The organism is Janthinobacterium fluminis, assembly GCF_028595325.1.
Lineage (GTDB): Bacteria > Pseudomonadota > Gammaproteobacteria > Burkholderiales > Burkholderiaceae_D > Janthinobacterium > Janthinobacterium fluminis.
In genome coordinates this window covers 83,314-103,472 of the sequence record NZ_JAQQXR010000005.1, presented here as the reverse complement: position 1 = coordinate 103,472, position 20,159 = coordinate 83,314, and the positions used below count along the sequence as shown (strand labels likewise).

At 68.0% G+C, this 20,159-nt stretch carries 18 protein-coding genes; 15 read left to right on the top strand and 3 right to left on the bottom strand.

The window, feature by feature from the left end:
- Positions 1-180: 180 nt before the first annotated feature.
- Both OIK44_RS13820 and OIK44_RS13815 read left to right on the top strand, forming a co-directional pair.
- Positions 181-1,299 (top strand): succinylglutamate desuccinylase/aspartoacylase family protein, encoded by a 1,119-nt coding sequence (locus OIK44_RS13820; RefSeq protein ID WP_273671375.1) that lies wholly within the window; start codon positions 181-183, stop codon positions 1,297-1,299.
- Positions 1,300-1,335: 36 nt separating this feature from the next.
- The gene (locus OIK44_RS13815) at positions 1,336-2,724 is read left to right on the top strand and encodes a YfcC family protein (RefSeq protein ID WP_273671373.1); all 1,389 of its coding nucleotides are present in this window, start codon (positions 1,336-1,338) and stop codon (positions 2,722-2,724) included.
- 43 nt (positions 2,725-2,767) lie between these two features.
- Here OIK44_RS13815 and OIK44_RS13810 read toward each other — a convergent pair whose 3' ends face one another.
- Positions 2,768-3,208: a GNAT family N-acetyltransferase gene (locus tag OIK44_RS13810; RefSeq protein ID WP_273671371.1), complete on the bottom strand. Its 441-nt coding sequence runs from the start codon at positions 3,206-3,208 to the stop codon at positions 2,768-2,770.
- Between the two features lie 140 nt (positions 3,209-3,348).
- Positions 3,349-3,543, bottom strand: a complete 195-nt coding sequence (locus OIK44_RS13805; RefSeq protein WP_273671370.1) for a hypothetical protein — start codon at positions 3,541-3,543, stop codon at positions 3,349-3,351.
- A gap of 381 nt (positions 3,544-3,924) precedes the next feature.
- Here OIK44_RS13805 and argH point away from each other — a divergent pair, with 381 nt between their 5' ends.
- The 3 genes from argH (at position 3,925) to OIK44_RS13790 (ending at position 7,709) form a co-directional block, all read left to right on the top strand.
- Entirely contained in the window at positions 3,925-5,322 is a 1,398-nt protein-coding gene (gene argH, locus OIK44_RS13800) for an argininosuccinate lyase (RefSeq protein ID WP_273671368.1), read from the top strand.
- A gap of 98 nt (positions 5,323-5,420) precedes the next feature.
- On the top strand, positions 5,421-5,993 hold the full coding sequence (locus tag OIK44_RS13795) for a TRAP transporter small permease subunit (protein ID WP_273671978.1): 573 nt from the start codon (positions 5,421-5,423) through the stop codon (positions 5,991-5,993).
- 51 nt (positions 5,994-6,044) lie between these two features.
- Entirely contained in the window at positions 6,045-7,709 is a 1,665-nt protein-coding gene (locus OIK44_RS13790; RefSeq protein WP_273671366.1) for a TRAP transporter large permease, read from the top strand.
- Between the two features lie 178 nt (positions 7,710-7,887).
- Here the strand turns inward: OIK44_RS13790 and OIK44_RS13785 are convergent, their stop codons facing one another.
- A complete protein-coding gene (locus OIK44_RS13785; protein ID WP_273671365.1) occupies positions 7,888-8,544 on the bottom strand; it encodes a hypothetical protein in 657 nt (218 codons plus the stop codon).
- Positions 8,545-9,274: 730 nt separating this feature from the next.
- On the opposite strand from OIK44_RS13785, the gene OIK44_RS13780 reads away from it, so the two are divergent.
- The 10 genes from OIK44_RS13780 (at position 9,275) to OIK44_RS13735 (ending at position 20,159) form a co-directional block, all read left to right on the top strand.
- Positions 9,275-11,791, top strand: a complete 2,517-nt coding sequence (locus tag OIK44_RS13780; RefSeq protein WP_273671364.1) for a M4 family metallopeptidase — start codon at positions 9,275-9,277, stop codon at positions 11,789-11,791.
- A 301-nt stretch (positions 11,792-12,092) separates the two neighbouring features.
- Positions 12,093-13,277: a type II secretion system F family protein gene (locus OIK44_RS13775; RefSeq protein ID WP_273671363.1), complete on the top strand. Its 1,185-nt coding sequence runs from the start codon at positions 12,093-12,095 to the stop codon at positions 13,275-13,277.
- On the top strand, positions 13,274-14,956 hold the full coding sequence (locus tag OIK44_RS13770; RefSeq protein ID WP_273671361.1) for a GspE/PulE family protein: 1,683 nt from the start codon (positions 13,274-13,276) through the stop codon (positions 14,954-14,956). Before OIK44_RS13775 ends, OIK44_RS13770 begins: the two co-directional genes overlap by 4 nt.
- Positions 14,943-15,725, top strand: a complete 783-nt coding sequence (locus tag OIK44_RS13765; protein WP_273671360.1) for a hypothetical protein — start codon at positions 14,943-14,945, stop codon at positions 15,723-15,725. The genes OIK44_RS13770 and OIK44_RS13765 overlap by 14 nt, the downstream gene beginning before the upstream one ends.
- Positions 15,716-16,258 (top strand): hypothetical protein, encoded by a 543-nt coding sequence (locus tag OIK44_RS13760; protein WP_273671359.1) that lies wholly within the window; start codon positions 15,716-15,718, stop codon positions 16,256-16,258. The genes OIK44_RS13765 and OIK44_RS13760 overlap by 10 nt, the downstream gene beginning before the upstream one ends.
- Entirely contained in the window at positions 16,246-16,854 is a 609-nt protein-coding gene (locus OIK44_RS13755; RefSeq protein WP_273671357.1) for a hypothetical protein, read from the top strand. The genes OIK44_RS13760 and OIK44_RS13755 overlap by 13 nt, the downstream gene beginning before the upstream one ends.
- Positions 16,851-17,375, top strand: coding sequence for a hypothetical protein (locus tag OIK44_RS13750; protein ID WP_273671355.1), 525 nt, complete (start codon positions 16,851-16,853; stop codon positions 17,373-17,375). Before OIK44_RS13755 ends, OIK44_RS13750 begins: the two co-directional genes overlap by 4 nt.
- Positions 17,372-19,306, top strand: coding sequence for a tetratricopeptide repeat protein (locus OIK44_RS13745; RefSeq protein WP_273671352.1), 1,935 nt, complete (start codon positions 17,372-17,374; stop codon positions 19,304-19,306). The genes OIK44_RS13750 and OIK44_RS13745 overlap by 4 nt, the downstream gene beginning before the upstream one ends.
- On the top strand, positions 19,303-19,773 hold the full coding sequence (locus tag OIK44_RS13740; RefSeq protein WP_273671351.1) for a type II secretion system protein: 471 nt from the start codon (positions 19,303-19,305) through the stop codon (positions 19,771-19,773). Before OIK44_RS13745 ends, OIK44_RS13740 begins: the two co-directional genes overlap by 4 nt.
- A 5-nt stretch (positions 19,774-19,778) precedes the next feature.
- The gene (locus tag OIK44_RS13735) at positions 19,779-20,159 is read left to right on the top strand and encodes a type IV pilin protein (RefSeq protein ID WP_273671349.1); all 381 of its coding nucleotides are present in this window, start codon (positions 19,779-19,781) and stop codon (positions 20,157-20,159) included.

Genomic DNA, 20,159 nt, shown 5'->3' with positions numbered 1-20,159 from the left:
CCCGCACCCGCTGGCGCGGCAGGCAGGCGGCGACGCGATAACATGAATATAACAATGCCAAAAAGAAAACTCAATCAGTTTATGCAAGAAAACTTGCATACATTTACACTAAGAAAAAAATGCCACATAATGGGCCGCAAGCCCACCACCGCGCGCCGCCACGCAGCGCCCCGCCCCCTTATGCACGCAGCAAGCCACCCCATCTCGACGCCGCACAGCAGCACCGCCTACACCCTGAACAGCTTCCATTTCGGCGTCAAGGGACAGGGCAAGAAGGTCTACATCCAGGCCGCGCTGCACGCCGACGAGGTGCCCGGCATGCTGGTGGCGCAATACCTGCGCCGCGAACTGCTGGCGCTGGAGGCGGCCGGCAAACTGCGCGGCGAAATCGTGCTGGTGCCGGCCGCCAATCCGATCGGCCTGGCGCAGGCCATCCACGGCGCGCCGTTCGGCCGCTTCGACCTGAGCACCGGCATCAACTTCAACCGCGCCTACAAGCACGTGGCGCGGGAACTCAAGGAAACGCTGGCGGGCCAGTTGGGCGCCGACGCCGCCGCCAACGTCGCGGCCGTGCGGCGCCAGGCCCGCGCCAGCGTCGCCGGCTGGCAGCCGTCGAGCGACGCCGACGCGCTGAAAAAAATCCTGCTGGGGCTGGCGATCGACGCCGACATCGTCCTCGACCTGCATTGCGACAACGAGGCGGTGCTGCACATCTACACCGGCACGCCGCTGGCCGAGGCCATCGCGCCGCTCTCGGCCATCCTCGGCGCGCAAGCCGTGCTGCTGGCGCGCGAGGCCGGCGGCGAACCGTTCGACGAAGCCTGCAGCCGCCTGTGGTGGGAGCTGGCAGAACACTTCGGCGAGGCCCTGCCGATTCCGCTGTCCTGCCTGTCGACGACGGTGGAGCTGCGCGGCGAAATGGACGTCGGCTACGACCTGGCGCAGCGCGACGCCGCCGGCCTGCTCGGCTTCCTCGCGCACGCCGGCGTCATCGACGCGGCGGCGCCGGCGCTGCCGGCGCCGCTGTGCCAGCCGACGCCGCTGGAAGGCGTCGAACCGATCATCGCGCCGCACGCCGGCGTGCTGGTCTACCTGCGCGAACTGGGCCAGCGGCTCGAAGCGGGCGCCGTCGTGGCCGAGGTGACGGACCCGGTCAGCGGCGCCTGCACGCCGCTGCGCTGCAGCGTGGACGGCGTGTTCTTCGCCCGCAGCGCGCATCGCCACGTGCTGCGCGGCATGAACGTCGGCAAGATCGCCGGCGCCACCGCCTTCCGCAGCGGCGACCTGCTCAGCCAGTAACGGCGCGCCGCCCCTCCCCCATACAACAAGGTCCGCATGAGACGCCTGAAGCTGCCCAACACCTTCGTCCTGCTGTTCGCCATCCTGGCGCTGATCGCGCTGTCGACGTGGCTGGTGCCGGGCGGGAAATACGACACCCACATCGTCGACGGCAAGACGCTGATCGACCCGGCCTCCTTCCACCACGTCGCCAGCAAGCCGCAGGGCTTCGCGGCGCTGATGATGGCGCCGATCAAGGGCTTCGTCGAGGCGGCCCAGATCATCGGCTTCGTGCTCATCGTCGGCGGCGCCTTCGCCGTGCTGCAAAAGACCGAGGCCATCGACGCGCTGATCAAAACCATCGCCAAGGCGCACGCCCACTCGCGCCTGGTGCGCGCCGGCGTCATCCCCGTCTTCCTCACGCTGTTCTCGCTGGGCGGCGCCACCTTCGGCATGAACGAGGAGGCCATCCCCTTCATCCTCATCTTCGTGCCGCTGGCGCTGGCGCTCGGCTACGACTCCATCGTCGGCGTCGCCATCCCCTTCATCGGCTCGCAGGTCGGCTTCGCCGCCGCCTTCCTCAACCCCTTCAACGTCGGCGTCGCCCAGGGCATCGCCGGCCTGCCGCTGTTCTCCGGCATGGGCTACCGCGTGCTGGTGTGGGCCGTCGCCACCGCCCTGACCATCGCCTTCCTGATGTGGTACGCGGCGAAGGTCAAGCGCGCGCCGGAAAAAAGCCCGACCTACGCGCTGGACCTGGAAAAGCGCGCCGAACACACCCTCAATCTCGACGACTTCGCCGGCATGACGCACACCCATACGCTGGTGCTGTGGATCTTCATGGCGGCGCTGGGCGGAATGGTCCTCGGCGTGATCGGCTTCGACTGGTACATCAACGAAATCGCCGCCCTGTTCCTGACGATGGCGCTGGCGGTCGGCCTGATCGGCCGGCTCGACATGGACGAACTGGTGGCCGCCTTCCAGCAGGGCGCGCGCGACCTCGTCACCACCGCGCTGGTCATCGCGCTGGCGCGCGGCACCATGATCCTGGCGCGCGACGCCAACATCATCGACACCATACTGCACGGCCTGACCCCGCTGGTGGCCTCATCGAGCCCGGTCTTCGCCGCGCACAAAATGTTCCTCATCCAGTCCGTGATCAACTTCTTCATCCACTCCGGCACCGGCCAGGCGGCGCTGACGATGCCGATCATGGCGCCGCTGGCGGACCTGGTCGGCGTGACGCGCCAGACGGCGATCCTGGCCTACCAGTTCGGCGAATTCACGACACCGATGATTCCCACCTCCGGCATCACCGTCGGCGTGCTGGCGCTGGCGCGCATCCCCTGGATCACCTGGGCCAAATGGATGGTGCCGCTGCAACTGATCTACCTGGCGCTGGCCCTGCTGCTGCTCGTGCCGCCCGCCCTGCTGCACTGGCAATGAGCGCAGCGACGCCGCCCGGGCCGGGCGCGGACGGCGTGGACGCTCAGGCGGCGGCCGCGGCGTCCGTATACAGGGCCGGGAAATAGCGCTCCATCAGCGACTGCGGCCGCAGCGGCGCCGTGAAGCCGTACTGCGCGTACAGACCGTGGGCATCGCCGGTGGCCAGCGTAAAACGGCGCAAACCCTGCAAGTCCGGATGCGCGAACACGGCCTCCAACAAGCGCTTGCTGAAACCGCGGCCGCGGCACTCCGGCAACACATACACATCGACCAGATTGGCGAACGTGGCGTAATCGGTGATGACGCGCGCGAACGCCACCTGGCGGCCGTCGGCGAAACCGCCGAAGCACAAAGAATGGTCGAGCGCGCGCCGCAGGGTCGCCATCGGAATACCGATCGCCCATGAAGACTGCGTGCTGAGAAAATGGTGGATGGCCGAAACGTCAAGTTCCGCCGGATCGCTGCTGATACAGAAGTCGGACATAGCGTGGTATCGAATCAAAGTTCATGAAAAAACAATAATCGACGATTTCTACGCGGCTGTCATCAAAAGAAAGGAAAAAGAAGCGGCTGGCGCCTGCCCACAACCTCTCCGGAGAGGCGCAGCAAACGAAGCGCAATACATTACATCGCGGCCTTTTCGGCGGCGCTCAAACGCTTGCCGACCACAACCACAGTCTGCATAGGCGCGTCGGCGGCGAACTGCGGCGCGGCAGGCGCGGCGTGCCACTTTGGCGCGGCGGCGGTGGCGAAACTGGCGGCGCCGGCCAACACAACAGCGGCGACAAAAAGAGCTTCCATATTTTTAGCGATATTCATGATGACATCCTTTCAGTGGGTGGCGTTTCGATGCTTGAACTTTAGCCAAACACCCCGCGCCGCACCACCCGCATGCGACGAAGCGGGCAAAACGCGGGACAGAATACCAAAAGCCCATACCGAACCCAATTCCCCCTTCACAACTTTGGGGTCAGGTCTAGACATGGCGGTTTACGGCCCCAAAACGGCCCCAAAAACCGTCATGTCTAGACCTGACCCCAATGTTGTGTGCGCGAAAACCGCCATGTCTAGACCTGACCCCATGGTGTTGGATTGGAAACGTTTGCAAGGTGTGCACACGGCCGCCCGCTAAAATGCCTGAAACGCCCTACCGCGCCCTTTCCTTGTTTATAATTGTTTAAAACAACCGGACCCCATTCTATGACTGCACAACTCTCTAAAAAAAGCGAAGCCTGGTCGGCGCGATTCTCCGAACCCGTCTCGGATCTCGTGAAACGTTATACCGCATCGGTCTTTTTCGATAAGCGCCTGGCGCTGTTCGATATCCAGGGTTCGCTGGCCCACGCCGAAATGCTGCACGCGCAGGGCATCCTCAGCGCCGCCGATTACGCCGAGATCGAGCGCGGCATGGCGCAGATCGCCCAGGAGATCGGCGCCGGCCAGTTCGAGTGGCTGCTCGACCTGGAGGATGTCCACCTGAATATCGAGAAGCGCCTCACCGAACTGGTCGGCGACGCCGGCAAGCGCCTGCACACGGGCCGCTCGCGCAACGACCAGGTCGCCACCGATATCCGCCTGTACGTGCGCGCCGCCATCGACGACATCGGCGCCCTGCTCGGCACGCTGCGCGCCGCCCTGACCGATCTGGCCGAACAGCACGCCGACACCATCATGCCCGGCTTCACCCACATGCAGGTGGCCCAGCCGATCACCTTCGGCCACCATATGCTGGCCTATGTCGAGATGTTCGGCCGCGACGCCGAGCGCATGGCCGACTGCCGCAAGCGCGTCAACCGCCTGCCGCTGGGCGCCGCCGCGCTGGCCGGCACCACCTTCCCGATCGACCGCGCGCGCGTCGCCAAGACGCTGGGCTTCGACGACGTCTGCCACAATTCGCTGGACGCCGTCTCGGACCGCGACTTCGCCATCGAGTTCTGCGCCGCCGGCGCGCTGCTGATGATGCACGTCTCGCGCATGGCCGAGGAGCTGGTCATCTGGATGAGCCCGCGCGTCGGCTTCATCGACATCGCCGACCGCTTCTGCACGGGCTCGTCGATCATGCCGCAAAAGAAGAACCCCGACGTGCCGGAGCTGGCGCGCGGCAAGACCGGCCGCGTCTACGGCCACCTGATCGGCCTGCTGACCTTGATGAAGGGCCAGCCGCTGGCCTACAACAAGGACAACCAGGAGGACAAGGAGCCGCTGTTCGACACCGTCGACACGGTCGTCGACACGCTGCGCATCTTCGCCGACATGGCCGGCGGCATCAGCGTCAAGCCGGAGGCGATGCGCGCCGCCGCGCTGCAGGGCTACGCCACGGCGACCGACCTGGCCGACTACCTGGTCAAGAAGGGCCTGCCCTTCCGCGACGCCCACGAGGCGGTGGCGCGCGCCGTGCGCGCCTGCGTCGACGCCGGCTGCGACCTGGCCGACCTGTCGCTGCAGCAGTTGCGCGCCTTCTCCGATCTGATCGGCGAGGACGTCTTCGCCGTGCTGACGCTGGAGGGCTCGGTGGCCGCGCGCGACCACGTCGGCGGCACCGCGCCGCGCCAGGTGCGCGCCGCGATCGCCCGCGTCAGGGCGCAATTGGCCGGCTAGGCGCGCCCACCGGGGCGGCTCGCGCCCGCCCGGCATTGCCCCCCCAACACGGACGCCAAAGTAGCGTCCCAAGAGGATAGAGGAGACACCCTATGTTTATGCCACTCTCGCGCTTCATCGACACGATGAACGAAAAAATCGCCGGCGCCGTCAGTTGGGCGCTGCTCGCGGCCGTCGTCATCTGCAGCGCCAACGCGCTGATACGCTACATCTTCAATGCCAGCTCGAACGCCTGGCTGGAAATCCAGTGGTACTTGTTCGGCGCCGTCTTCATGCTGGCCAGCGCGCACACGCTCAAGCGCGACGAGCACGTGCGCATCGACGTCGTCGCCGGGCGCTTCTCGAAACGCACCCAGGTGTGGATCGACCTGCTCGGCTTCCTGCTGTTCCTGCTGCCTATCTCGCTGGTGATCCTGTACTACGGCCTGCCGTTCGCGCTGCTGTCGGTGCAGAGCGCGGAAATGTCGAGCAACGCCGGCGGCCTGATCGTCTGGCCCGCCAAGGTGCTGGTGCCGCTCGGCTTCCTGCTGCTGGTGCTGCAGGGCGTCTCCGAGGTCATCAAGCGCATCGCCTTCCTGGCCGGAAAACTCGACGCCAGCGCGTTCGCCAAGCACGTCACCACGCCGGAAGAAGAGATCGAGGCCATCAAGGCCGCCAACAAACTCGACTAAGCCCGCACGGCCACCTTCACTGACAACTCTTAGAAAAAGCGGCGCAGAGACATGGAATTATTTATCACGGCAAATCTGGCCCCGATCATGTTCGGGACCCTGGTCATCTTCCTGCTGTCGGGCTTCCCGGTGGCGTTTTCCCTGGCCGCCAACGGCCTGTTCTTCGGCTTCGTCGGCATCGAGCTGGGCCTGCTGAAACCGGAGCTGCTGCAGGCGCTGCCGAACCGCATCTTCGGCATCATGGCCAACGACACGCTGCTGGCTATCCCCTTCTTCACCTTCATGGGCCTGATCCTGGAGCGCTCCGGCATGGCCGAGGACCTGCTCGACACGATAGGCCAGTTGTTCGGGCCGATCCGCGGCGGCGTCGCCTACGCCGTCATCTTCGTCGGCGCGCTGCTGGCCGCCACCACCGGCGTGGTGGCCGCCTCGGTGATTTCGATGGGCCTGATCTCGCTGCCCGTGATGCTGCGCTACGGCTACGACAAGAGGCTGGCCTCCGGCGTCATCGCCGCCTCCGGCACGCTGGCGCAGATCATCCCGCCCTCGCTGGTGCTGATCGTCATGGCCGACCAGCTCGGCCGCTCGGTCGGCGACATGTACAAGGCCGCCTTCCTGCCCGGCCTGATGCTCACGGCGCTGTACGCCGGCTACGTGCTGGCGCTGTCGATCTTCAAGCCGCACCACGTGCCGGCGCTGCCGCCGGAGGCGCGCAACCTGCGCCAGCCGAACGGCGACAGCGGCGCCGTCTCGCTGCTGGTGCTGCTGCTGGCCGCCGTGGCCGCCTCGTTCGGCTTCGCCCACCTGTACGGCGCCAGCCACCCGGCGCTGGCGGCGGACGAACTGGGCATCTTCTCGGGCGCCTTCGGCATCGTCGGCGCCTTCGTCTTCGCGCTGGCCAACCGCCACCTGAAACTGGGCCTGCTCTCGCGCATGGCCGAAAGAGTGGTCTTCGTCATGATCCCGCCGCTGGCCCTGATCTTCCTCGTGCTGGGCACCATCTTCATCGGCATGGCCACGCCGACCGAGGGCGGCGGCATGGGCGCGATGGGCGCGCTGCTGCTGGCGATGGGCAACGGCCGGCTGTCTTGGCGCCTGATGCAACAGGCCATGCACTCGACCACCCGCCTGTCCTGCTTCGTCATCTTCATCCTGATCGGCTCGACCGTGTTCACGCTGATGTTCCGCGGCATGAACCTCGACCTGTGGGTCGAGCACCTGCTGTCCAGCCTGCCGGGCGGCGTCACCGGCTTCCTCATCTTCGTCAACATCATGTTCTTCACCCTGGCCTTCTTCCTCGACTTCTTCGAGCTGGCCTTCATCCTCGTGCCGCTGGTGGGGCCGGTGGCGAACAAGCTCGGCATCGACCTGATCTGGTTCGGCGTGCTGCTGGGCGTGAACATGCAGACCTCCTTCATGCACCCGCCGTTCGGCTTCGCCCTGTTCTACCTGCGCTCGGTGGCGCCGAAGGAAGTCAAAACCTCCGACATCTACTGGGGCGCGATCCCCTTCGTCTGCATCCAGGTCATCATGGTCGGCTTGATCATCGCCTTCCCCGGCCTCGTCTCGGTGGAGAAAAAGGTCGACATGAAGGAGCAGATCGAGTTGCGCATCGAGGCCCCGGCCAACTACGACACGCCGGCCCCGGCCGACGCGAAGAAGGGCGACGACGAGGCGCCGGCGCTGAACTTCTCCAGCGACACGGACAAGAAGTAGCGCCCGCGTCCGGGCTAGGGAAGCGCTGATTTATTCTGAGGGTTGGGATTGGCCAGCGAAAAAGGTGGCCTGCAAGGCGCGAAATCGCAGCAATAGCGAGCTATTGCAAGATTTTGCAACGCCGCAGGACACCTATTTTCGCGGTCAAGTCCGCCCTCATGAATAAATCAGCGCTTCCCTAGTGCTCGACCAGTTGCGACAGCACCGAGAACGCGGCGCCCGTCTGCGACTGTTCGAGCAGGATGGTCAGCTCGGTGTAGGTACAGATCATGTTGACCAGGTTGATCTTGTCCCAGGCCAGCTTCTTTAAGATCGCGTGGTAGATGCCGGGCGTGCCGGCTTTGGCCGGGTCCAGCTGCAGCGTCACGGCCGTCAGCCGCTCCAGCCGCGCCAGTTGGCGCTCGTCGCTGAAGACCTCGTCGACGACGCCCGTCAGCGAGCGGCTGCAAATGACCATCACCTCGTTGACGCCGCGCGTGACGGTGACGAAGGCGCCGCGCTGCGGCGCGGCCAGCGCCAGCAACTGGCGCTGGCAGTCCTGGCTGCGCTCCGAATAGCGGTAGGTGAACACCGTCAGGTCGGTGCGCGTGGTCAGCTCGCCGCTGCGCTGGCCCAGCACGATGTCGCCGCGCTGCGGCGCCGGCAGGCGCTCCGACAGGCGCCGCAGCGCCATCACGACGGCCGCCTGGCCGACCGGCTTCCACAGGTCCGTCTCGATTTGCGGCTGCAACTGCCGCGCCAGCTCGGACAGATTGATCAAACCCCGCCCCAGGCCCTCGGTCAAAAAGGCCGACTCGGTGACGATCTGCTCAACTTTGGTGGAAATGGATTGCATGGTTAACTATCGCCCGTCCGGCGGCGGCGGGCGAAGACTCCGGCAATGAGGTCGGGGGACGCGCCCGCGCGGCCGGCTGGCCGGCGGGAGCGGCATCTGCTGTCTCGGGCCGGCCGGCGGGGGCGGCTGGCCGGCCGGGCGCCATGCGCCCGGCCCCTGCGCGGCGGCGCTAAGTCAGCGGGCCCATGGGCGCCGGCGACGCGCAGCGCATGACGGTGGAGGGTGCGGCCAGACCTGTACGTGAAGTCATTTCTTTCTCCCTGAGGTTCCCGAGGCGCCTTGCTTTTGCGCGGTCGTGCCGCGTGCGCTTTTTCTTCCCGCCCGGCCATGCCGGCGGCGGCGGGGTTTCGTCTAGTGTAGTTCGCAACATTAAACGAATGCAACTGACTTTGCTGAAAAAATGGGCATAGTGTTGCGTATCTCACAAAATTGGAATATTGACTCCACCGCCGCCCCCTTGCCGCCAGCCCGGCCTGCCATGCGCCCTGCGCGCCGCCGCCCGGCGCGGCGGCCCTGCCCTGCGGAATGTTTCATGTCTTAAAAGAATGTCCATTTTTTAACACCGCCCCCGCTTCCGACGAATTTGCGAAGATTTTTGACTTCCTCCCATCGATAAGAATAGTGTCGTCGCTACTCGGCGTTTCCACCAGAAATAGCCGGGGCGGCCACCTCGATAGCAGCGGCCAAGTCCATCCCACCACGTGCACCACCAATCACTCATGGAGAAGAGATGAATTTACGTAAGACATTACTCGCCGCATCCATCGCCGCCCTACCCGTGATGGCGACTGTTCCGGCCCACGCCGCCACCCCCTTGATGGCGGCACCCGTCCAGCAACTGTCTCCACAAGAGAGCGCCGCGCTGGTCGCCAAGCTGGCCGCCCGCAGCAGCAAGCTGGGCCTGGACGCCGGCCACGGCTACGCGATTTCCAGCCAGCACCCCGGCGTCGCCGGCACCAAGATCAGCCGCGCCCAGCACACCTTCCAGGGCTTGCGCGTGTTCGGCTCGGAAACCGTGGTCGTCAGCAACGCCGCCGGCGACATCGTCAGCGAATCCGTGGCCGACCGCCGCGCCGGCCTGGGCAACAACGCCGCCAAGTCCGCCGACGGCGCCGCCAACGCCCGCTTCGAGACGACCCCGGCCATCAGCGGCATCGCCGCCATCGACCTCGTCGTCAAGGCCGTCGCGCCGCGGGCCACCCACTTCGTCGCGCCGACCGCCGAGCTGCTCGTGTATCCGGTGATGAAATCGGTGCGCGTGTCCGGCGCCGCCGACAAGTCCGAGGCGGCCCTAAACGCCCTCGACCTGGAAGAGGTCGTCGACCGCTACGAACTGGCCTATCTGGTGCAGACGCGCATGGTCAGCGGCAACAAGCCGATCTACTTCGACAGCGTCGTCAGCGCCAAGGACGGCAGCGTGCTGGCCCAGTGGAAGGCGCTGAAAACCGTCATCGGCGTCGGCAACAGCCAGTACAACGGCACCGTGCCGGTCAGCACCACCTTCAGCAACGGCGTGTATTCGATGAAGGACCCGGTGCGCGGCACCGGCGGCACGTATGGCGCGATGGCCATCACCAACGCCAACCACGGCACCAGCGCCGGCAGCGTCTACACCAACCCCACCAACACCTGGGGCGACGGCCAGCAGTACAACGGCGGCAGCACCACCGACGCCAACGGCCAGACGGCGGCCGTGAACGCGCTGTGGGGCTTGATGAACACCTACGACATGCTGAAGAACGTGCTGGGCTGGAACAGCCTGGACGGCAACAACACCTCCACCTACATCGCCGCCCACGTCAACACGGCCTATGACAACGCCTACTACGACGACAACTGCAAATGCATGTTCATCGGCGACGGCAGCAACTTCAACAGCCTGGGCGCGATCGACGTGATCGGCCACGAAATGTCGCACGGCGTCACGGCCGCCACCTCCGACCTGGTCTACTCGGGCGAGTCGGGCGGCTTGAACGAGTCGCACTCGGACATCGGCGGCGAGGCCGTCGAGGCTTACGCGCGCGCCGGCGGCACCGGCAACACGCTGCCGAACACGGGCAACGACTGGATGACGGGCAAGGAGATCAGCAAGACGGGCCAGCCGCTGCGCTGGTTGTTCAAGCCCAGCAAGGACGGTAAGAGCCCGAACGCCTGGAGCAGCACGATCAAGAACCTCGACGTGCACTACAGCAGCGGCCCGAACAACCGCATGTTCTACTTCCTGTCGCAGGGCTCGAACGCCAGCTCCGGCAGCGACTACTACAGCTCCTACCTGAACAAGAGCCCGCTGGCGATGACGGGCATCGGCACCGACAAGGCCTTCCGCATCTGGTTCAAGGCGCTGACGACGAAATTCACCTCGTCGACCAACTACGCGGACGCCCGCAACAAGGTGCTGCTGGCGGCCGAGGAGCTGTACGGCGTCGGCAGCGCCGAGGCGACGGCCGTCAAGCGCGCCTACGCCGCCATCAACGTCGGCGCCGACGTCGATGAAACCAGCACCGGCGGCGCCGTCACCATCACCAGCCAGCCGGCCAGCATCACGGTGGCGCCGGGCGGCAACGCCTCGTTCGCCGTCGGCGCCGGCGGCGGCACCGCGCCCTACAGCTACCAGTGGTACCGCAACGGCGCGGCCATCGCCGGCGCGACGGCCTCGGGCTACGCCTTCACGGCCCAGGCCGCCGACAACGGCGCCGTCTTCAAGGCCAGCGTGACGGACGCCTCGTCGCCGGCCGTGACGGTGAGCTCGGCCAACGCCACGCTGACGGTGTCGAACAACAGTTCCAGCGAGCTGATCACCAACGGCGGCTTCGAGGACGGCGCCACGGGCTGGAGCGGCAACACCGGCGCGATCGGCGACCAGGCCGGCCAGAGCCCCTACGAGGGCAGCAAGTTCGCCTGGCTGGGCGGCAACGGCAAGACCAGCACGGAAACGCTGTCGCAAAGCGTGACGATCCCGGCCTCGGCCACTTCGGCCACGCTGAGCTTCGCGCTGCACATCGACACGGCCGAAACCGGCACGACCGTCTATGACCGCCTGCGCGTCACCGTGAAGAACGCGGCCGGCACCGTGCTCGGCACGCTGGCCACCTACAGCAACGTGAACCCGGCCAGCGGCTACCAGATCCGCACCTTCAACCTGCTCGCCTACAAGGGGCAGACGGTGCAGATCTCCTTCGCCGCCACCGAGGATGCCTCGCTGCAGACCTCCTTCGTGGTCGACAAGGTCAGCCTGATCGCCCAGTAAGCGCCCGGGCCCGCCCCGCGCATGCCGCGGGGCGGTTTTTACAACAAACAACAAAAACAAGATTGATTTTTTCACAAGCGCGGTCTAAGGTAAGGCTGTGCACCTGGTTAATGTTGTCAACGCCGCAGGCAAGCGGGCGGACCCTGTCCGCGCGGGCCTGTGCTTGGTTTGGTTTCAACTGGGCGGCCGTTCCGGCTGTCGAGAACACTTTTCCGATTGCTATTTCCGATGCCTACACTGCCGTCACGCCCCGCCCGCCCCCTTGCCCCGACCGCCGCGGGCGTGCCCGCCTGACGCGGCGATGCAGTTCCACCTCCAGGTACAGGGGACGGCGGGGCGCCGCGCCCTCGCCGTCGACGCCGCCAGCGAGGCCGAGGCGATCCGCGCGGCCGCGCGCGACGGCTGGCGCGTGCTGGCCATCGCCGGCGCGGCGGCGGCGCCGGCCCGGGCCGCGCGCCAGCAGGCCCTGCCGCTGCTGCAGTTCAGCCAGGAGTTGCTGGCCCTGCTGGAGGCGGGCCTGAACCTGAGCGAGGCGCTGGCGACCCTGCACAACAAGGAGCAGCGCGGCGGCGCCCGCGCCACGCTGGCCGCCATCGTCCAGACCCTACAGCAGGGCAAGAGCTTTTCCGACACGCTGGCGGGCTTCCCGGCGATCTTCCCCGACATCTACGTCGCCACCGTGCACGCGGCCGAGCGCTCCGGCAACCTGCCGGAGGCGCTGGCCCGCTACGTCGGCTACCAACTGCAATTCGACGCCATCCGCAAAAAGCTGGTGGCGGCGGCCATCTACCCGAGCATGCTGCTGCTGGTCGGCGCCCTCGTCACGCTGTTCCTGCTCGGCTACGTCGTGCCCAAGTTCAGCGTCGTCTACGCCAGTTCGGGGCGCGACATACCGTGGATGTCGCAGATGCTGCTGGGCTTCGGCCAGTCGCTGGCCGCGCATCCGCTGCTGTGCCTGGCGGCCCTGCTCGCCGGCGTCGCCGCGCCCGCCCTCATCCTTGCCAGGCCGGCGCCGCGCCGGCGCCTGATCCTGGCCGTGCTGCGCCTGCCCGTGCTGTCGGCCAAGGCGGCCGAGTTCCGCCTGGCGCGCTTTTACCGCGCCCTCAGCCTGCTGCTGCACGCCGGCATCGCGCTGTCGAAGGCGCTGGCGATGGTGGCGACGATGCTGCTGCCGGCCCAGCAGGCGCAACTGGCGCGGGCGCGCCGCGCCGTGCAGGAGGGCCAGCCCTTTTCCGCCGCGCTGGAGCAGAACGGGCTGGCCACGCCGGTGGCGCAGTCGCTGCTGAGGGTCGGCGAAAACACCGGCCGCCTCGGCGACATGCTGGAGCGCTCGGCCAAGTTCCACGACGAGGAATTCGCCCGCTGGGTGGACTGGGCCTCGCGCCTGCTGGAGCCGCTGCTGATGATGCTGATCGGCGTCGTCATCGGCGGCGTCGTCGTGCTGATGTATATGCCTATCTTCGAGCTGGCCGGGAGCCTGTCGTGAACGCGCGCGAACACGCCAGGGAGCCGCTGACGGCGGCCGCGCTGCAGCACGCCCGCGCCGAAGCGCTGGCGCAGGGCCGGCCGGCGCTGGCGGCCCTGCAGGAGGCGGCCGGGCTGACGCCGCAGCAGTTCACGCGCGAGCTGGCGGCGCTGTTCCACTACCCGGCCTGGAGCATGGCCGAGCTGCAGGCCGCCGCCCCGGCCTTCGCGCTGCTGCCCTACACCGACTGCGCCCAGCGCGACTGCGTGCTGATGGAGGCGGCCGGCGCGGCGCCGGTGCTGGTCATCGGCAACCCCTTCGCCGACGACGTGCTGCAGTGGGCCGACTTCGCCGTCAAGGCGCCGTTCACGGTGGCGCTGGCGCACCCGGACGACCTGGCCGCCTACCTGGCGCAGCAGGAAAGCGTGCAGCAGGCCATGCAGGCGATGGCGCAGGACGGCGCCGACCTGCCCGACCCGGACCTGAGCATCGAGGACATCTCGCTGATACGCATCAGCGAAGACAGCAGCCCGGTGGTCAAGCTGGTCAATTCGACGATCTACGACGCGCTCAAGTTCCAGGCCAGCGACATCCACCTCGAATGCGACGCCGCCAGCCTGCTCATCAAATACCGCGTCGACGGCGTGCTGGTGCAGGCCGGCCAGGTGCAGGGCCTGGCGATGGCCGAGCAGATCATCTCGCGCATCAAGGTCATGGCCGACCTCGACATCGCCGAGCGCCGCGTGCCCCAGGACGGCCGCTTCAAGGTGCGCGTCAAGGGCAGCGAAATCGACTTCCGCGTCTCCATCATGCCGAACATCTTCGGCGAGGACGCCGTGCTGCGCCTGCTCGACCGGCGCGCGCTGACCGAGGCGGCGCAGGCGCTGCGGCTGGAAAGCCTGGGCCTGAACGGCGACGCCATCGAGCAGATCCGCCGCCTCGCCGCCAAGCCGCACGGCATGCTGCTGGTGACGGGGCCCACCGGCTCCGGCAAGACCACCACGCTGTACGCCGCCATCACCGAGATCAACACGGGGCGCGACAAGATCGTCACCATCGAAGACCCGGTCGAATACCGGCTGCCGCGCGTGCTGCAAATCCCCGTCAACGAAAAGAAGGGCCTGACCTTCGCGCGCGGCTTGCGCTCCATCCTGCGCCACGACCCCGACAAAATCATGATCGGCGAAATCCGCGACGACGAAACGGCGCAGATCGCCGTGCAAGCCTCGCTGACGGGCCACCTGGTCTTCACCACCGTGCACGCCAACAATGTGTTCGACGTCGTCGGGCGCTTCCTGCACATGGGCGTGGACCCCTACAGCTTCGCCGCCGCGCTCAACGGCATCGTCGCCCAGCGCCTGCTGCGCCTCAACTGCGAACACTGCGCCGTCGACGTCGCGCCCGAGCCCCGGCAACTGCAGGACAGCGGCCTGGACGCCGGCCGGGTGGGCGGCTGGCGCTTCATGGCCGGCAAGGGCTGCGGCCACTGCCGCGGCACCGGCTACAAGGGCCGCAAGGCCGTCGCCGAGGTGCTGATGCTGGACGACGCCCTGCGCGAAATGATCTGCACGCGCGCCCCCGTCAGCCGCATGAAGGAGGCGGCCGCGGCGCAGGGCTTCCGGCTGGCGCGCGAGGCCGCGCTGGACCTGGTGCGGCTGGGCGAAACCACCTTGACGGAGCTGAACCGTGTCACTTATTGAGCGCCTCGTCCCGCCGGTGCTGTGCCTGCACCTGGCGCCGCAGCGGCTCGGCTGGGCGCTGCGGCGCGGCGGCCGCGCCGTGCCCGGCAGCGCGGCGCGGCTCGCCGTCGACAATCCGGACGGCCACTGGCAGGTGACGCTGGAGGCCCTGGACGCCTGGCTGCACCGGCCGGACCGGCCCGGCGCCGGCCAGCCCCTGGAAATCAGCCTGGCCAGCCGCTGGTGCCAGATGGCGCTGGCGCCCTGGAGCGAGGCGCTGCTGGCGGAGCCGGGCGCCGGCCACTATCTGCGCAGCCAGTTGGCGGCCCTGTACGGCGAGGGCGCGCGCGCCTGGGACATCGGCAGCGACGACGCGCCCTACGGCCAGCCGCGCCTGGTGTGCGGCGTCGACGCCGCGCTGCCGCAGGCGCTGCGGCAGCTGGCCGCCGGGCACGGCCACCGCTGCGACGCCATCGAACCGGTGCTGACGCTGGCCTGGCGCGCCATCGCCGCGACGCGCCCGCAAGCCTTCGCCGTGGCCGAGGCGGGCCGCCTGGTGCTGGCGGCCGTCAGCGGCGGGCGCATCGTCGCGCTGCAGGCCCAGGCCAGCGGCGCCGACTGGCGCGCCGAACTGGCGCGGGCCTGGCTGCGCTGGCGCCTGCGCGCGCCCGAGCTGGGCGCCGTCGAGCGGGTCGCCGTCATCGACCTGAGCGGCGCGCCCGCCGGCGAACTGGCGGCGCCCTTCGCCCCCGTCGCCGCCGGCCTGCTGGAGCAATCCGCATGGGCTTGAGCGAGCTGAACTTCATCCGCCGCCCGGCCCGCTGCGACGGCTGGCGCCTGGCGCTGCTGGCGGCCGGCGCGCTGGCGCTGCTGCCGGCCGCCGGCCACTGGCTGGCGCAGGCCCAGACCGTGCGCCGCCTGGAGGCGCAACTGGCGCAGGCGCAGCCGCGCCAGGTGGCGGCGGCGCCGCTGGCGCCGGCGCTGCAGCGCGAACAGGACGCGCAGCTGAAACGGGTGGCCGACGCCGTGCGCCGCCTGAACCTGCCGGTGACGCGGCTGATCAGGACGGTGCAGGCGCCGCGCGACGTCCGCGTCGCGCTGCTGGGGCTGGACCTGAACGGCGACAACGACGAGGGCGGCCGCCCGTCCGGCGCCCTGAAGATCGCCGCCGAGGCGGAAACGGCGCAGGACATGCTCAACTACCTGGCCTTCCTGAACCAGCAAACGCTGTTCAAGTCGGTGTATCTGCTCAAGCATGAGATGCACACGGGCGCGCCCGAGCACCCCTATCGTTTTCAACTGGAGGCCCAATGGCAGCAATAAAAACCGCGGCCGCCATGCCGGCCGCGCGCGCCGCCGGCAAACTGGGGCCGCGCCTGGCCTGGGAGGCGCGCCGGCTGTGGCGCCGCAGCGGCTGGGCCGGCGCCGCCGGCGCCGCCGGCCTGGCGCTGGCCGCGCTGGCGCTGCAGCAGACGCCGCAACTGGAGGCGCGCCAGCGGGCGCTGGGCGCGCAACTGGCGGCCGCCGGCAAGGCCGCCGCCGCGCCGGCGCCGCTGGCCGGCGCGGCCGGCGCGGCCGGCGGCGTGGCCGCGTTCTACGCCTTCCTGCCTGCGCACGACGCCATCCCCGAGCAGTTGAAGGAACTGGTCGGCGTCGCGCAGAAAAACGGCGTCACGCTGGCCAAGGCTGAATACAAGGCGCAGAGCGAGCAGGACGCCGGCTTCCTGCGCTACCAGATCACGCTGCCCGTCAAGGCCGAATATGCCGGCGTGCAGAGCTTCATCGTCGGCGCGCTGCAAACCCTGCCGACGCTGACGCTGGAATCGGTGCTGTTCAAGCGCGAGCAGATCGAGGCGGGCGAGGTCGAGGCGCGCATCCAGTTCGTCCTGCTGGTCAAACAGCCGGAGCCGCGGCGATGAGGAAAATCGTCCTTGGCGCGGCCGCCGCGGCCACCCTGCTGGCCGTCTACTTCGCCCCCGACGAGGAGGGCGGCGTGGTCGGGCCGGCCGCCGCCACCACGCGCGAGCGGGCGGCCGCGCCGGCGCCGGTTTTGCCGGCCGCCGCCGCGCCGGCCGGCGCCGACCTGCGCATCGAGCCGCGCCACGACGACAGCGACCTGGGCAACGTCTTCGCCAAGCAAAGCTGGCAGCCCGAGACGCCGAAGAAAATCATGCTGGCCCAGGCCGCCGCCCAGCCGGCCGCGAAAGGCGCCGGCGCCGCGCCGGGCGCGCCGCCGCTGCCCTTCCAGTTCCTCGGCCGCTTCGTCGACGAGGGCCGGGCCGCCTACTTCCTGCAGGCGCAGGGACGCAATGTGGTGGCCCGCGTCGGCGAGAAAGTCGACGAGCACTACATCCTCGACAGCGTCAGCGGCGACGCGCTGCACTTCACCTATCTGCCGCTCAATCAACAGCAAGCCTTAGTCGTAGGGGACATGAATTGAATCGAACCGCAATCGCCCGCCTGAGCCTGCTGGCCCTGAGCGCGCTGCTGGGCGCCTGCGCCGGCAATCGGACCTTCATGGAAGGCAACGCCCTGCTCGACGAGGGCAAGCTTGAGCAGGGCTTGGCCAAACTGGAACAGGCCGTGCAGGCGGAACCTGGCAACGCGCAATTCCGCATCACGCTGACGAACCGCAGGATGCGCCTGGTGAACGCCGCCAACGGCCGCGCCGACGCCATGCGCCAGCAGGGCAATCTTGCCGAGGCCGAGCAGGCTTACCAGCAGGCGCTGGCGATCGATCCGGGCAACAGCGTCGCCCGGCAAGGCCTGGCGGCGCTGGCGCTGGAGCGCCGCCACCTGCAGATGGTGGCCGAGGCGGAGGCCGCCTACCAGCGCGGCGGCGACGCCAGCCTGGCGCAGGCCCAGGAAATGCTGCGGCTGGTGCTGCTGGAGCAGCCGGCCCAGCGCGAGGCCCTGAACCTGAAAAGCCGCATCGGCGACGAGCAGGCGAAACAACGCCCCGCCGCCGGCAAGCTGGCGGCCGCCTACCGCAAACCCGTCACGCTGGAATTCCGCGACGCGCCGCTGCGCTCCGTGTTCGACTTCATCAGCAAGGTGTCGGGCCTGAACTTCGTCTTCGACAAGGAGGTCGACCCGAACATCCGCGCCACCATCTCCGTGCGCGACACCAGCATCGAGGAAGCCATCGGCCTGCTGCTGAGCGCGAACCAGCTGGAACAGAGCGTGGCCAACGAGAAGTCGGTGACGATCTATCCGAACACGCCGCAAAAGGTGAAGGACTACCAGCAGTTGATGGTGCGCTCCTTCTTCCTCGCCAATGCCGACGTGAAAAACGTCTCGTTCACGATCAAGACCCTGCTCAAGGCCAAGGACGTGGTCACCGACGAGCGCCTCGGCATCATCATGATGCGCGACACGCCGGAAATGCTGCGCATGGCCGAGCGCCTGATCGCCGTGCAGGACCTGGCCGACCCCGAGGTGATGCTGGAAGTCGAGGTGCTGGAAGTGAAGCGCTCGCGCCTGCTGGAACTGGGCGTGCGCTGGCCCGAGAAGGCCGCGCTGAGCCTGGCCGGCAGCGGCGCCGGCCTGAACGGCGTGACGGGGCTGAAGGTGGCCGACCTGCGCCGCATCAACGGCGCAAACATCAACCTCGGCATCAGCGACGTCACCCTCCACGCCAACAAGACCGACACCGACAGCAACCTCCTGGCGAACCCGCGCATCCGCGTGCGCAACAAGGAAAAAGCCAAGATACTGATCGGCGACCGCGTGCCCGTCATCACCGTCACCACCAACAACGGCGTCAGCTCGGACAGCGTCAACTACGTCGACGTCGGCATCAAGCTCGAAGTCGAACCCAACATCTACCTCGACAACGAGGTGGCCATCAAGATCAACCTTGAAGTGAGCAACGTGGTCAAGGACGTCACCAGCAAATCGGGCACGCTGGCCTACCAGATCGGCACGCGCACGGCCAACACCGTGCTGCGCCTGCGCGACGGCGAAAACCAGGTGCTGGCCGGCCTGATCAACGACGAGGACCGCAGCAACGCCTACAAGCTGCCCGGCGTCGGCGAGCTGCCGCTGCTGGGCCGCCTGTTCGGCAGCCGCAAGGACGACGCCTCGCGCAGCGAAATCGTGCTGTCGATCACGCCGCGCATCGTGCGCAGCATCCGCCGCCCCGACCTGCTGACAGCCGAATTCAACTCCGGCACGGAAACCACGGCGGGCGCGCGCGCGCCGCTGGCCGGCATCGGCGGCGGCGCGCCGCCGGAAGTGGCGCCGGCGCGCCTCAACTCGCCGATGACGGGCGGCGACGACACCCCCGCCCCGGCGCAGGCGCAGGCGCCGGCCGAAAAAACCGCAGCGCCCGGAGCGTCGCCGGGAGCGACCAAGAAGGGCGGCCAGTGAAACGCCGGCGCGGCTTCACCTTCATCGAACTGATGATCACGCTGGCGATCATGGCCACGCTGGCGCTGGTGGCGGCGCCGCTGGCCCAGGTGGCGCTGCAGCGCGAGCGCGAGCGCGAGCTGCGCAACGCGCTGATACAGATCCGCGAGGCGCTCGACGCCTACAAGCGCGCCGCCGACAATGGCCGCATCAAGCTGGGCATAGGCGCCTCCGGCTACCCGAAAAAACTCGACGAACTGGTGGAGGGCGTGCCGGACCAGCGCAGCGCGAAAAAGCAAAACATCTACTTCCTGCGCAAGCTGCCACGCGACCCCTTCCAGCCGAACGAGGGCAGCGCGGCCGAAACCTGGGCCAGGCGCGCCTACGCCTCGCCGCCCGACAACCCCAGCGAAGGAGAGGACGTGTTCGACGTCGCCTCGCGCTCGCAGCTGGTGGGCCTGAACGGCGTGCCGCTGAAACAATGGTGAAACCGATGCGACACAAACCGCGCGGCGGCTTCACCCTGGTCGAACTGCTGGTCGTGCTGGCCATCATCGCCCTGCTGCTGACGATCGCCCTGCCGCGCTACTTCGGCTCGGTGGAAAAATCCAAGGAAATCGCGCTCAAGGAAAACCTCAGGCTACTGCGCGGCGGCATCGACAAATTCTACGCCGACAAGGGCGAATACCCGCCGGCGCTGGCCGACCTGGTCACGCAGCGCTACTTCCGCGCCGTGCCGGTGGACCCGGTGACGGAGTCGGCCAACACCTGGCAACTGCTGGCCTCGCCCGACAGCGACAAACCGGGCGTGGCCGACATCCGCAGCGGCGCCAAGGGCAAGGCGCGCGACGGCACCCCATACGGGCAACTCTGA